Annotated in this window: 15 protein-coding genes; 6 read left to right on the top strand and 9 right to left on the bottom strand. The window is 32.7% G+C overall.

Annotated elements, in window-relative coordinates; translation table 11 throughout:
* Window positions 1-68: 68 nt before the first annotated feature.
* From AAEO59_RS11345 to AAEO59_RS11325, 5 genes are read right to left on the bottom strand one after another with little or no spacing between them, the layout of a single operon-like run.
* Window positions 69-1487 carry an SDR family oxidoreductase gene (locus AAEO59_RS11345; RefSeq protein WP_341700858.1) on the bottom strand — a complete coding sequence of 473 codons (1419 nt, stop codon included), beginning with the start codon at window positions 1485-1487 and terminating at the stop codon, window positions 69-71.
* A gap of 4 nt (window positions 1488-1491) precedes the next feature.
* Window positions 1492-2175: an SDR family NAD(P)-dependent oxidoreductase gene (locus AAEO59_RS11340; protein WP_341700857.1), complete on the bottom strand. Its 684-nt coding sequence runs from the start codon at window positions 2173-2175 to the stop codon at window positions 1492-1494.
* A gap of 24 nt (window positions 2176-2199) precedes the next feature.
* On the bottom strand, window positions 2200-2478 hold the full coding sequence (locus AAEO59_RS11335; RefSeq protein ID WP_341700856.1) for a TIGR03643 family protein: 279 nt from the start codon (window positions 2476-2478) through the stop codon (window positions 2200-2202).
* Window positions 2478-3779, bottom strand: a complete 1302-nt coding sequence (locus AAEO59_RS11330; protein ID WP_341700855.1) for an ABC1 kinase family protein — start codon at window positions 3777-3779, stop codon at window positions 2478-2480. Before AAEO59_RS11330 ends, AAEO59_RS11335 begins: the two co-directional genes overlap by 1 nt.
* Window positions 3776-4438 carry a TetR family transcriptional regulator C-terminal domain-containing protein gene (locus tag AAEO59_RS11325; protein WP_341700854.1) on the bottom strand — a complete coding sequence of 221 codons (663 nt, stop codon included), beginning with the start codon at window positions 4436-4438 and terminating at the stop codon, window positions 3776-3778. The genes AAEO59_RS11330 and AAEO59_RS11325 overlap by 4 nt, the downstream gene beginning before the upstream one ends.
* A gap of 109 nt (window positions 4439-4547) precedes the next feature.
* Between AAEO59_RS11325 and AAEO59_RS11320 the strand changes: the two genes are divergently transcribed.
* The gene (locus AAEO59_RS11320; RefSeq protein WP_341700853.1) at window positions 4548-5462 is read left to right on the top strand and encodes a TIGR01777 family oxidoreductase; all 915 of its coding nucleotides are present in this window, start codon (window positions 4548-4550) and stop codon (window positions 5460-5462) included.
* A 2-nt stretch (window positions 5463-5464) separates the two neighbouring features.
* Here AAEO59_RS11320 and AAEO59_RS11315 read toward each other — a convergent pair whose 3' ends face one another.
* Both AAEO59_RS11315 and rmuC read right to left on the bottom strand, forming a co-directional pair.
* Window positions 5465-6007, bottom strand: coding sequence for a YceI family protein (locus AAEO59_RS11315; protein WP_341700852.1), 543 nt, complete (start codon window positions 6005-6007; stop codon window positions 5465-5467).
* 202 nt (window positions 6008-6209) lie between these two features.
* On the bottom strand, window positions 6210-7577 hold the full coding sequence (gene rmuC, locus AAEO59_RS11310; RefSeq protein WP_341700851.1) for a DNA recombination protein RmuC: 1368 nt from the start codon (window positions 7575-7577) through the stop codon (window positions 6210-6212).
* Window positions 7578-7725: 148 nt separating this feature from the next.
* Here rmuC and AAEO59_RS11305 point away from each other — a divergent pair, with 148 nt between their 5' ends.
* From AAEO59_RS11305 to AAEO59_RS11285, 5 genes are all read left to right on the top strand, one after another.
* The gene (locus tag AAEO59_RS11305) at window positions 7726-8133 is read left to right on the top strand and encodes a hypothetical protein (RefSeq protein ID WP_341700850.1); all 408 of its coding nucleotides are present in this window, start codon (window positions 7726-7728) and stop codon (window positions 8131-8133) included.
* A gap of 59 nt (window positions 8134-8192) precedes the next feature.
* Window positions 8193-8744 (top strand): RNA polymerase sigma factor, encoded by a 552-nt coding sequence (locus AAEO59_RS11300; RefSeq protein WP_341700849.1) that lies wholly within the window; start codon window positions 8193-8195, stop codon window positions 8742-8744.
* A 46-nt stretch (window positions 8745-8790) separates the two neighbouring features.
* Window positions 8791-10149: an outer membrane beta-barrel protein gene (locus AAEO59_RS11295; RefSeq protein ID WP_341700848.1), complete on the top strand. Its 1359-nt coding sequence runs from the start codon at window positions 8791-8793 to the stop codon at window positions 10147-10149.
* A gap of 65 nt (window positions 10150-10214) precedes the next feature.
* The gene (locus AAEO59_RS11290; protein ID WP_341700847.1) at window positions 10215-10793 is read left to right on the top strand and encodes a pseudouridine synthase; all 579 of its coding nucleotides are present in this window, start codon (window positions 10215-10217) and stop codon (window positions 10791-10793) included.
* A 54-nt stretch (window positions 10794-10847) separates the two neighbouring features.
* Window positions 10848-11306 (top strand): tRNA (cytidine(34)-2'-O)-methyltransferase, encoded by a 459-nt coding sequence (locus tag AAEO59_RS11285; protein WP_341700846.1) that lies wholly within the window; start codon window positions 10848-10850, stop codon window positions 11304-11306.
* Between the two features lie 112 nt (window positions 11307-11418).
* On the opposite strand, the gene AAEO59_RS11280 is transcribed toward AAEO59_RS11285, so the two are convergent.
* On the bottom strand, window positions 11419-12204 hold the full coding sequence (locus tag AAEO59_RS11280) for an ABC transporter ATP-binding protein (RefSeq protein ID WP_341700845.1): 786 nt from the start codon (window positions 12202-12204) through the stop codon (window positions 11419-11421).
* Between the two features lie 6 nt (window positions 12205-12210).
* A complete protein-coding gene (locus tag AAEO59_RS11275) occupies window positions 12211-13965 on the bottom strand; it encodes an ABC transporter ATP-binding protein (RefSeq protein ID WP_341700844.1) in 1755 nt (584 codons plus the stop codon).
* Between the last annotated feature and the right edge of the window lie 48 nt (window positions 13966-14013).

Here is a 14013-nt window from a genome sequence, read left to right as displayed (position 1 = left end):
TTAATTTCTTAATGGTTTAAAATATTTTAAGTTGCTTTAAATGAAATGGTTATTCTTTTTGTAAAATGTTATTTGATCAATTTATTCAGCATTCCTTTAAAAATAAATTCATGAAACGGTAGCACAGAATACCAATACAACTTTCCCAAAAAACCTTTTGGTCTGAATGTCGCTGATTGATACAAAGTGTTTCCAATGATTTTGAATTCGAGCCAGGCTTCACCCGGTAGTTTCATTTCGGCAAATAAAATTAATTTACCTTCTTCTTTATTGGCATACAAAACCCGCCAAAAATCCAATACATCTCCAGCGTGAATACTATGTTTGTTAGTGCGTCCTCTTCGTAATCCCACACCCCCAAATAATTTATCGATAAAACCTCTAATACTCCATAGCCAGTTTCCATAATACCAGCCCGTTTCGCCACCAATGGACCAAATCCGTTCTATAGTTTGTTCCCGATCAACAATTTCTTTTTTGCGCCGGTCAATAAAACAATCTTTTTTAGGGACTTTGATAAATTGAGAAATATTATTTTTAAAACGTCCGCTTATTAAAGAATCTTTCCAGCTCGAAGCTACCTGATCTTCCTGTACTTTGATTAATGCTTTTGATAATGCTTCTTCGTAAGAAATCGGTTGGACGTTAAGTAATTCATTTATTTGATTGTCTTTGCAAACCACTTCAATTTTCATGCTGCTTACAAGGGCTGTTGCTAATTTGTAAGAGGTCGAAGTAACAAAATAAAGCCAGTAAGAAGACAATTTTGGAGTCATTACCGGAACGGTATAAATGTGTCTTTTCAGGTTTTTAGCTTTTGCGAAAGCTAAAAGCATTTCTTTGTAAGTCAGAATATCCGGTCCACCAATGTCAAAATTTTTATTGAAGGTTAAGGGGTTTGCTAATGATTTTAACAGAAATACCAGAACATCATTAATGGCAATCGGCTGACATTTGGTATTCAGCCATTTGGGAGCGATCATAACAGGAAGTTTGTCTACTAAATCCCGGATGATTTCAAAAGAAGCACTTCCGGAACCCACAATAATTCCGGCTCTTAAAGTGGTAGTTGCAAATGTGCCTTGATTGAGAATTTCTTCTACTCTTTTTCGGGAGGATAAATGTTTGGATAAGGATTTTTCGTTGACTATTCCACTTAGATAGATAACTTGTTTTACCAATGTTTGATTCAATCTTTCAACGCAATTTTCGGCTGATTTTCGTTCTAATTCATCATAATTATCAGCGGAATTTGACATCGAATGAATGAGGTAATAAGCAGCATCAATCGATTCGGGTATTTGTAATAAAGTTTCCTTTTTTAAAAAATCAATTTCTATAAGTTGAATTTGATTTTCAAATCCTTCGGGAAAATTAAATCGGTTTTTATCTCTTACACAACAAATAACGTCATGCCCATGAGATACTAAAATGGGTAAAAGTCTTTTTCCAATATAGCCAGTGGCACCTGTTAAAAGAATTTTCATTTCATCAGAGTTTAAATGTAACTAAGCCATAATCCATTTCGAATATTTGTCCTGAAATTGATTTTGCTTTTTCTGAAATTAAAAAATCAGCCATTTGAGCTACTTCATCCGGTTTTAAATAGCCTTTCATAGGATGACGTTCGATCATGTTTTCTTTCATTCTTTCATTTCGAAGGATAGATGAAGCGAGTGAGGTTTCAGTAATAGTAGGGGCAATAGCATTGATACGCACAGTCGAAGCTAATTCGGCTCCCAAACTTTTTACTAATCCTTCAATTCCGGCTTTTGCAGTAGCAATACTTGCATGAAAAGGCATACCCAATTTTGCCGCAACAGTGCTGAAGAGTAAGATTGAAGGACTGTTTCCTTTTTTTAGAACCGCTAAATAGTGCTGAATGCACTTTACGGCTCCAATAACATTGATTTCAAAATCGTTTCTGAAATCATTGATGCTTAAATTACCAATAGGTTTCAAGTTGATAGAACCCGGACAATAAATTAAAGTGTCTATGGTTTCAATTTCCGGTAGTTCATCCTGTAATACATCAAGTGAATAATGTTTAAGATTAGGATGAGCAATTTCAGGAGCAGTTCTGCTAATATTGTAAATTTTGTTTTTTTCCAATTGCTGTAGCAAAATAGCATTTCCTATTCCTTTACTACCACCTATGATTACAATGTTTTTCATTTTTTGGAAACTATTTAATTCGAATTATCTTTTCGAAATTTTATTGTTATTGATTTGTCTTTGACGGCTGCATTTAAAACGTCCTTCGGTAAAATTTCTTAATTTTTCATGTTTTGTTTTTCGACCTTGCACTCGTTCTCGCCACATTTTAAAACTAGACGCTTTCATTTCGGTACGCATTAAATCTATTACTTCCTGTTCTTTTAATCCAAATTGCAATTGAATCGCTTCAAAAGTAGTTCGGTCTTCCCATGCCATTTCAATGATTCGGTCTATGTCTAAATTGCTGATTTCTTTTTTCATTAGCTGTATTTTTGGAAATGATTCACTTCAATTTTTGCTTTCAAATCAAACATTAGGTTGTACAAACCAAAAAAAGTTCGATTCATATAAATAAAATGTTTCGAGCCACGGTTTCCGTTCATTTTTTTCAAATTGGTATCTTTTGAAAAGCGTTCTCCTAACTGAGCAATTTTTTCGAAAAATTCTTCATTCGAAAAATCAAAAGTATCAGTTTGAAAAGGCAGTGTAAACAATGATAATAAATCATAAAACATGGCGGTGAAATAGTCAATTTCTTCCGGAGTGTCGTCAGTTCTTAGAATTTCTAATTCAAATAGCTTTTTTCTAAAAAGAGCTTCATCGTTAATGATTTTTTTATCGACCAATTCAAAATAGGGAATGTAAAAGTCATTTGGGATGCTTTTCATACAACCAAAATCAAGTGCAACCAATTCATTTTGGTCGTTAATAAGAAAATTTCCCGGATGCGGATCGGCATGAACTTTTCGTAAAATATGAATTTGATACATATAAAAATCCCATAATGCCTGACCAAGTTTATTAGCGATTTCTGAATCTGAATTTTTAAATTCGGATAAATGTTTTCCATTCATCCAGTCCATGGTGATGATTTTTTCAGAAGAAAACTCAGGATAATATTCTGGAAATACCAAGTTGTCAATTTTCTTGCAGGCATCAACCACTTCCTGACTTTGTTTGAGTTCCAATAGATAATTGGTTTCTTCAATCAATTTGTCTTCTACTTCTTTAAAATATTTATCAGAATCTTTGCCCTGTAAATTAAACATTCGGATAGCAATAGGTTTTACTAAAGCCAAATCAGACGAAATACTGTTAGCCACGCCCGGATATTGAATTTTTACCGCCAATTTTTTACCGTTTTTCACGGCTAAATGTACCTGACCAATGCTTGCCGCATTCACCGAGTTGGGATTGAATTCATCAAAAATTTCATAAGGTGTTTTTCCAAAATTATTTTTGAAGGTTTTCAATACCAAGGGAGCCGAAAGAGGTGGAACAGAGAATTGGGACAAAGAAAACTTCTCGACATATGCCTGTGGCAGGAAATTTTTGTCCATACTAAGCATTTGCGCCACTTTAAGCGCACTACCTTTTAGGCTTTTTAAACCATTATATATATCCTCTGCATTTTCTTCGTTTAATTTGTCTTTATTAAGGTCTGAATTCACTATTTTTTCTCCGTAATATTTCAAATAATTCACACCCACTTTAGCGCCTGTCTGGACTAGTTTAGTGGCGCGTTCAATCTTTGAAGTTGGAATATAATCGATTGTTTTCATGAGTTGTTTTGCATTTTTTCTTTGAAAATAAATTTCCCAAAATCAATCAAACTGTTTATGGGAGCCGCATTCATAAGTTCAAAACTTAGTTTTACCGATTTTTCAATGTAAACATCTGTTTTTTCAAAATTGGGAGAACCATCTTCTAACCAAAATTTTAAAGTGAATAGCAATTGAATCCAAGCGCTTTCCTGAATTGCTTTTTCCTGAAAATATTTTATTTTTTCCTGTTGAATTCGGATTTCATCAGTAGTAATTTCGTCGATGAATTTCTTAAAAGCGGTTCTTAAACCGGAAAGTTGTAAGAGGTTTTTGAGTTGGTTTTTATTCTCATTCAAACTCATGATAACATAGCTTCTGTTAGCAGCTAATAATTCAAAAAAGGTAAAGTAAAAGCTTAACAGTTTACTTTTCATGTCATAAGACTCATAGTTGCTGTCCTTATGTATCAATTCAATCGTTTTTTCTAAAAACATAACATAGATTTCTTTTTCAATACTTTCCAGATTCCCAAAGAAATTATAGAATTCAGCTTCTGTAAAGCCATTTTTTTTAGCAAAAAGATATACTGATTGTGGTCTTTCATTGTTCTCTAAAGTGCTATTCATGTATTGAGAAACAATGGATTCTTTAGTTATAGACGTTTTTTTAGTTGCCATTTTTTCGTTTTTTTTATTGAGTTATAAAGTTAGTAAATTGTTTAATGATTTTATGTTAATGTTAAACAAAATATTTTATATCTTTGGGTAAATGATAAATGATGACAAAATGAAAAAGAATGTTTTGATATCGGGAGGTACTGGATTTGTTGGAAAACATTTGACATCATTGTTAGTTTCTCATGGTTTTTCGGTATCTGTTTTGAGCAGAAGAAAGCAAGTGAATACCGATGATGTATTTTATTATACCTGGAACTTAGAAGCGCAAACTATTGAAGAGGAAGCTATAAAAAAAGCTGATTATATTATTCACTTGGCAGGTGAAGGTATTGCAGATAAACGTTGGGCCAAAAAACGAAAAGCAGCCATTTTGTCTAGTAGGATCGAAACAGCTCAATTGCTTTATAATGCTTTAGAAAAAAATAATAAAAAAGTAGAAGCTATTATTTCAGCTTCAGCAGTAGGGATTTATGGTGCAATAAACGGGCGTGCTATTTGTACAGAAGAAATGCAACCGGCAAATGATTTTTTAGGTTATACTTGTCAAAAATGGGAATCTTCTTTACATGATTTTGAAAAATTAGGAATTCGAACTGTTCAAATCCGAACCGGATTAGTTTTAGGTGCTAACGAAGGTTTGTTGAAACATTTAAGTACGGTTTTTAAGTTCAAATTGGGTTCTGCTTTAGGTTCCGGAAAACAGTATATGCCCTGGATTCATATTGATGATTTATCCGCCATTTATTTGGAAGCCATTAATAATTCCGCTATGAATGGTGCATATAATGCTGCAATTACAGATGACACAACAAATCAATCTTTTTCCGAAACTTTGGCTAAGTTTTATGGTTATAATATTTGGTTACCTAATGTGCCTTCTTTTTTGCTAAAAATATTTTTGGGTGAAATGTCAAAAATTGTTTTAACCGGAAGGAGAATTTCCAATATTAAGATAAAAAATACAGGCTTCAAATTTCAATTTGAAAATTTAGAAGTAGCGTTGCGGGATTGTTTGGGCAGATAAATTTATTGGAGTGCTGCTGTCAATTGAACATTGACTTTTTTAGCAATTTTATTGCTAACGATGAAAGGAATGTCAATTTTATAATCTTCGGTGTTTAAACTAAAATCCGATTGAATAATGATTTTATTTTCGACAGTTTTAGATAACTTGGCTAGTACTTTTATATTTTTTGTTACTCCGTGAATAGTAATACGTCCTTTGATGAAATAATCAGTAGGTGTAGTATTGATCTTAGCAATGGCAAATTTTTCAATCTGACCTTTAAAAGTCGCTTTTGGGTACTTTTTACTTTCCATATAATTAGCATTGAAATGATCCTCCATAAGGCTTCTTTCAAAATGGAAAAGCTTTATAAAAACAATAAAACTAATGTTTCCGTTTTTCAAATTTAATAAACAATAAACCTTGTTGTTTTTGGCTTCAACGGCTTCATAGAAAGGTACAGATGCTTCAAAAGTAATGTTGCCAGTAGTAGTCATTTTTTTATCCTGAGCAACTATTGGGACACTGAAAAAAAATAAAAATAGGAGTAGTATTTTTTTCATGACAGCATTTATTATCTACTTAAAGTTAGAAAAAAAACTGTAAAAATCCTAATAAAGCAGGGGCAAAGAATGCGTGAAATAACGTTTTTTTGATACTTTTTATCGAAAGAGCACCGCTTAAAACGAAAACATATTTTTGCGTTTGTAATTTAAGAAGAAAACCGTTTTCAAATTTTGATTTAGTTTGAAAACGGCTTTGAATTTATTCAGTCAGATTATTGTTTTTGCTGGCTCGGGCTATGATACTTTCGGGTAAAGCTTTTTTGGCTTTGGCTCCCATTTTTTTAAGTTTTTCAACGCGGGTAATAAGGTTACCGCTACCGTCAACTAGCTTGTTCATGGCGCCACTGTATTCAAGTTTTGTTTCGTCAATTTTTTTACCTATTTTGATTAAATCGGCAACGAAACCTTCAAATTTATCATATAATGCTCCCGCCTGACGTGCAATTTCCAATGCGTTTTCCTGTTGCTTTTGGTTGGTCCACATGCTGTCAATGGTGCGCAAAGTAGCTAATAATGTAGCCGGAGTTACAATTACTATGTTTTTTTCAAAAGCTTTGTTATACAAACTAATATCTTCATTCAAAGCAATGGCAAAAGCCGGTTCGATTGGGATAAAAAGCAATACAAAATCAGGGCTCTCCATTTGATATAAATCCTGATAGTTTTTATTGCCTAATTGCTCTACATGACGTTTGATGGAGTTGACATGTTCTTTTAAAAAGGAATTTTTTACCTCTTCCTCATCTTCATTGATGTATTTTTCATAAGCTGTTAGTGAAACTTTAGAATCTACAATCATTTTTTTGCCGTCTGGCAAATTAATAACCACGTCAGGCATCACACGATTTCCGTCTTCGGTAGTAAAGCTTTGTTGTACTTCGTATTCACGGCCTTTTTCTAAGCCTGATTTTTCTAAAACACGTTCTAGCACTAATTCGCCCCAATTTCCCTGCATTTTACTGTCGCCTTTTAAGGCTTTGGTTAAATTCAGAGTTTCCTTGCTCATTTGAATATTCATTTCGCGTAAGCCTAAAATTTGTTGGCGTAAAGCCGCATGATAATCAATGCTTTCTTTATGGGTATCTTCGACTTTCTTTTCAAACAATTGAATTTTATCCTGAAGTGGTGTCAGGATATTTTTCATATTTTCTTTATTTTGCTCGGTGAATTTATTCGATTTTTCGTCCAGAATTTTATTGGCAAGGTTTTCGAATTCTTTGGTGAATTTTTCCTGTAGTTTTTCAACTTCGTCTTTTTGTTCTTTATTTCTTTCCCAAAGATTCTCAAAATCGACTTCTTTTTTAGAAAGTTGGATGGCGAGACTGTCTTTTTCAGTTCGAATAGCTTCTTTTTCTTTGTTGCTATTTTCTAATTGTTTTTCGAAATTATTTTTTTCATTGGAAAATTGCTCTTTCAATTGATTGATTTGGGACTGAAGAGCAATTAATTTTTCTTCCAGACTTGTTTTTTCCGCTTGAAAACGAGCGGAAAAGATCAGTTTTCCGATATAAATACCAATAAAAAGGGCAATAATAAACGAAACTAAAATAGGAAGCATATTGAACATAAACAGATTTTAAAAGTGATGAGAACAAAAATAAAGATTAAAGCCGATTTTAAGGTGGTTTTTTATTAAACCAAGATGTTTTTTTAAAGATTTTACGCAACCTTTTAGATTTTTATCCTCTAACTATTAAAGTAAAACCAAAACTATCATGAGTATCAGAGGTCTGTTTTATTTAATTGTTTCTATATTCTTTTTTTCGTTTTGTTCTTTAAAAAGTGATGACGAGATAGTTAGTGAACGAGATATAGTAGGAACTTGGAATTGGCAGGAATCCAGAGGAGGCTTTTCTGGAAATGAAATTGTTACTCCTGAAAGCACCGGTGTTACAATTAAATTGGTTTTTGGAGGAAATGAAAAAGTAACGGTTTATACTGATAATGTCGAAACGGGAACTTATGTCTATACTATAAAAAAGGGGAAAAGTATTTTTGATCATAAAGAACACTATCTACTTACTTTCAATGAAATGACTTATGTGATACTCTATTTAGATCATGAAGAGTTATGTATTCAGGATAATTTTACTGATGGATATGTTTTGATTTATACCAAGTAATTTAAAAAGCAGAGAATGCTTAAATTTGTTTACGTCAAATTGTTTTAAGATTTTTTTTTTTGGAAGAACCTATAGATTATTATATCCGGAAATGTATCGAAAATGATAGAGGAGCGCAACAGAAAATTTATCAGTTGTATGCTCCTGTATTGTATGGTTTGTGCATTAAGTATATGAAAAATGAAGAGGATGCCAAAGATGTTTTTCAGGAGGCTTTCGTTGTTGCTTTTCAAAAAATGAATCAATACCGTTTTGAAGGCAGTTTTGAAGGATGGTTGAAACGTATTTTTATCAATAAGTTAATTGAAACATTAAAAAAAAGAAAACGGGATTTACTCTTTGAAGACGAGACTTTTCAAGGAGATATTATTGATGAAGAAGAAGATGTAGATGTATATTCTATTCCTAAAGAGAAATTAGTTGAATGTATTCAGCAATTACCGGATCAATATCGTTTGGTTTTCAATTTATATTATTTTGAAAAGATGAAGCATAAAGAAATTGCGCTTGCCTTGAACATTTCTGAAGGAACATCTAAATCCAATTTGAATAGAGCAAAGGGGAATTTACAGCGAAGAATTGCCGCATTGATGGCCATAAAAAAAGATTAACAATCGATTTTTGAATTTCAATTAAGAAATACAAGAGATACAGCATATGAAAAAAGACGAAATAGATAAATTGATTTCCTCTTTGGAAGATTTTACTAAGAATCCTCCGGATGATTTGTGGAATGGAATTGAGGAACGATTAAATACTCCTAAAAAGAAAAAAGTATTGGCATATTGGTGGCCTGTTGCAGCCAGTTTGCTTATTGGTTTAGGATTGTTTTCCATTTTTTATTTCCAGTCCAAGGAATCGGTTATTTTAGAAAATAATAGGGTGAATCCTGAAAATGGAGTAGTAGATAAAACCAGATCCATTGATGTTATGGAGAAAAAAAATCAGGAGGATATTTTTGAAGAAAAGGACAAAAATAATGATTCGGATGCTACTGTTTTTAAGGGGAATAGTAACAGGTATCCAAATTATACCGGGATAACATCAAATGGTAAACCGTCAAAGCCCTTGGGTACAAAAAAATCGGATGTTAAAAATCAAATGCCTAATTATCAGGATAAGGCATTGGTGTTAAATGATAAAGTTGTTAATCAAAATCCTTTGGCAGATAAAAATAATGGAGTTCTGGATAAAAAAGAGGTAACCCAAAAGCAAAATGAAGATTCAAATGTTTCAAGAAAAGAAGAATTAAAAGACAATGCTTTAGCCGAATTATTAAAAGAAAAAGAAAGTAAGCTCAAATCTGAAAATGTTAAAGAAAGATGGTCTTTGCAATTATTTGCAGGAGTAAATAGTTCTCAAAATATAAACAATCAAAAATCTTTAGGAAACCCAATTGCTTCACAAAAAGGATATAATTATGGGATGAAAACCAATTATAAATTAAATCGTCGATGGGCTGTAAGTACTGGTTTGAAAGTGAGTGAACTAGGTCAACAAGTAGCCAATGTTTCTTATATGATTGCGTCTAAGAGTTTGATTAATGTAGTAAAGACCAATGCAGCGATTTCTAATCAAGAAGGAGGAGGGATTACGAGTAATAGCAATTATTTGTTTTTTCCTAAAACATCAGTTAATTCATCTGATGCCATGGCGTATACTTTTTATGAAACGGCTAATTTGACCCAAAAAGTACAGTATGCCGAGCTGCCAATGGAGGTTTCTTATGCTGTTTTGAATAAAGGAAAAACTCGTGTTAATCTTAATACTGGAGGTTTTGTAGGCAAAGTAATTTCAAATAAAGTGATGCTTGATAACAGTGTAATTGGTAAAAATTCTAATGTTAATGATGTTGTTTTTGGTACTGTTTTGAGCAGTACATTGCAATATGAATTGTATAAAAAAACTAGTTTCTTTGTCGAGCCAGGGATGAATTATTACTCGCAACCTGTACAGAATCAAAAATTTAATCAGTTTCAGTTAGTATTAAATTTTGGTTTAAACCTTTCTTTTTAAATCAATATAAATGTCCTGAACAATGCTTTGATTTGTGTATTTTTGCGCAAATTTTACACTAAAGCATGTCACATCATCATTTTATTCTTCATAAACCATACGGATTTTTGAGTCAGTTTATATATGAATTGAAACGAAGAAAAAGGCTTTTAGGAGAATTATATGACTTTCCCGAAGGAACTATGGCTATCGGTCGATTAGATGAAGATTCTGAAGGTTTATTATTGCTTACTACTGATGGTAAAATGAGTGAATTAGTTCGTTCTAAAAAAGTAGAAAAAGAATATTATGTTCAGGTGGATGGTGTAATTACACAAGAAGCTATCGACGAAATAAAAAAAGGAGTTCTAATAGGTTTTAATGGGAAAAAATACCTGACTAAACCCTGTAAAGCTCAACTACTTGAAGAAATTCCTGATTTTGGTCCAAGAGGAAAAAAAATAAGAGATGAACGTCATGGGCCTACTTCCTGGGCCGCTATTACAATTCGAGAAGGAAAGTTTAGACAAGTAAGGAAAATGACTTCAGCGGTTGGTTTCCCAACTTTACGTTTGGTACGTGTACGAGTAGGGAATGTGTATTTAGATCATTTACAAGCCGGAGAAGTCAAAGAAGTTGAAGATTTCAATTTAAATGATATTTAGCAATAACCGTTGTGGTTGCAATATCAAATCCAATTATCAATTTAAAATAATAAGATGTTAAATATAGTTTTAGTAGAACCTGAAATTCCAAATAATACCGGAAATATTGGTCGTTTATGTGTAGGGACCGAAAGTCGTTTGCATTTAGTTCATCCTTTTGGTTTTGTGATTAACGATAAGAATCTAAAACGATCTGGTCTTGATTATTGGGTGCATCTTGATGTAACCGAATATCAAAATGTAGCCGAATGGTTAGAGCAAGTTTCGGATCAATCAAGGGTTTTCCTGATGAGCTCCCATGCCGAAAAATCCTATTTAGAAATTGAGTTTCAGGATGGTGATTGGTTAGTTTTTGGAAAAGAAAGTGTAGGTTTGAGCAAAGAATTCATGGCTTTATTTGCCAAAGAAAACCAATTGACAATTCCAATGTCAAATAAAATCAGAAGTTTTAATATTGCTAATTCAGTAGCTTTTGTCGTAGGAGAAGCTAAGAGGCAGATTTCTCTAAAGTAATCAGTGATTATTTTTCAGTTGGCAGAATTTAGAAAGCAGAAATCGAATTGGAATATAGATTACTTGGTGTAATTAGCAAAAGTTTCTTATTCCGATAGTTGTTTGGGTGCCGTTAGTTAATCACAAATTTTCCTTTTGTAGCATCAAAAGTAATGTGCTCATCTTTGAAAAGATGATTAAAAACGCCTTTTGAAATTAAATTACACGGTTGATCCTGAACCACATTTCCAGGAGTCATTACAATCATTTCATCACTCAATTGGATGGCTAAATCAATGTCATGGGTAGAAAATAAAATACATTTTTGCGTTTCCTGAGTTAGTTTTTTTAATAGGCGGAATAAAGAAACTTTGTGCAGTAAATCCAAATGTGTGGTTGGTTCGTCTAAAACAATTAGGGGTGTATCTTGAGCTAAAGCTCTTGCTACTAATACTTTTTGTAATTGCCCATCACTAATTTCATAATGTCTTTTGGTTGCCAAATGCTCAATTTGCGTAAGCGCCAAAGCCTGATTGACTTTTGCAATATCTTCTTCGCTTAAAGTTCCTATCCAATTGGTGTATGGTTGTCTTCCTAAAGCAACCAATTCAAAAACACTAAGGTTACTTGCAGGTAGTTTTTCGGTTAACACCACACTCAAATTTTGGGCTAAAGCCAAAGGATTCATGTGGTGAATGTCTTTATTGTTTAAAAAAACAGTTCCAGAAATTGTTTTTTGGATTCCGGTTATCGTTCGTAATAAGGTTGATTTTCCAATACCATTAGCACCAATTAACGCCACAAGTTTTCCTTTTTCCAGCTTCAAGTCAATATTAGAAGCTACAATATTTTGTGCTTTTTTATGGGTATAACCTATGGTTATTTGTCTGGCTTGTAATATGTTTTCAGTAGGGGTCATTTTGAATTATTCAGCTAATGAAAATTGAGAATCATATAGGTTTTTATAATAACCTGATTCTTTATTGATTAATTCCTGATGAGTTCCTTCTTCAACAATTAAACCTTTGTCCATAACTACAATTTTATCGGCATTTACAATGGTTGCTAATCGATGCGCAATAACAATGGAAGTTCTTCCTTGAGTTATGGTTTCGGTAGCTCGCTGGATTAATTCTTCTGAATAGGTATCAATTGATGAGGTTGCTTCATCCAGAATAAGAATACTTGGATTACTCACATAAGCTCTTAAAAAAGCAATCAATTGTCTTTGACCAGAAGAAAGCATTACACCGCGTTCTTTTACATCAAAATCATAATTGTCAGGCAAACTCATGATGAATTCATGAACCCCTATTTTTTTTGCGGCAGCGTAAACATCTTCTCTACTAATGTCAGGATTGTTTAAAGTGATGTTATTGTAAATAGTATCGGCAAAAAGGAAAACATCCTGCAAAACAATTGCAATTTGTTTTCTAAGTGAACTCAAAGTATAATTTTCGATGTTTGTATTGTCGATACAAATGGTTCCGCTTTTTATTTCATAAAAGCGATTCAATAAGTTGATAATTGTTGATTTACCTGCTCCTGTAGCGCCTACGATGGCGATAGTTTCTCCAGGATTAACATGTAAATCAATACCTTTTATGACTTCTTCATTGTCGATATAACTAAAACGAACGTCTTTGAAAGTAATATTCCCATTAAAAACAGGAGCTTCAATCGTTCCGTTATCCTGAATTTGATCCTGGGTGTCAATGATTTCAAAAACACGATTAGCAGCAATCATTCCTAATTGCATTTCGTTGAATTTATCTGCAATTTGACGCAAAGGGTTGAACAATAAACTGATGAACATTGTATAAGAAAACAAATCTCCAAAAGTGGTAAAATGATCTCCGTTTAAGATTTTAATACCACCATACAAAACAACACAGCCTAAAGCTAAAGAAGAAATAATGTCGGCAATAGGGAAGAAGATGGAGTTGTAAAGTATGGTTTTAATCCAGGCATTTTGATGTTTTTCATTTATGGATTTGAATTTTTCTAATTCAATTTTTTCACGATTAAACAATTGTACAATCTTCATTCCGGTTACACGTTCCTGAACAAAAGTATTCATGTTGGCAATTTGTGTACGCACTTCTTCAAAAGCAACTTGCATTTTGCGTTGGAAAATTCGAGTGATGAAAACTAAAATAGGCATGGCAATGATCACGATCCAGGTGAGTTTCCAGTTCATGTAAAACATAAAAAGTAGTACAACCACCATTTTCATTAAATCACTTATAATCATAAATAATCCTTGGCTGAAAATACGGGCAATAGATTCAATGTCTGATACGGAACGTGTTACCAATTGTCCAACAGGTACCAAATCAAAATATTTCATTCGGAAACTCAAAATATGTTTGAATAATTTAAGGCGAATATCTTTAACGATATCCTGACCCAGCCAGTTTGCCCAATACACAAAATAAAATTGTGAAAAAACCTCCAGCAACAGTACAATTCCCATCAATGTTATGTATAACAAAAGACCGGAAGCATCTTCTGTTTTGATATAATTGTCAACAGTTTGTTTTAGTAAATACGGTCGTAAAGCCGAAAATACAGACAATGAAATGGCAAATACCACCACGCCATTAAAACGCCATTGATAAGGCTTTGTATAGTGTAATATTCTTTTAAATAATCGAGTGTCGAATGCTTTTGCTTTCATTTATTTTGTTTTAGTTCTTAGTTTATAGTCCTTAGTCCTTAGTTTTTA

The sequence above is a fragment of the Flavobacterium flavipallidum genome (genome assembly GCF_038289905.1).
Taxonomy (GTDB): Bacteria; Bacteroidota; Bacteroidia; order Flavobacteriales; family Flavobacteriaceae; genus Flavobacterium; species Flavobacterium flavipallidum.
Note: the sequence above shows the minus strand (reverse complement) of the source record. Positions and strands in the feature narration are given on the sequence as shown.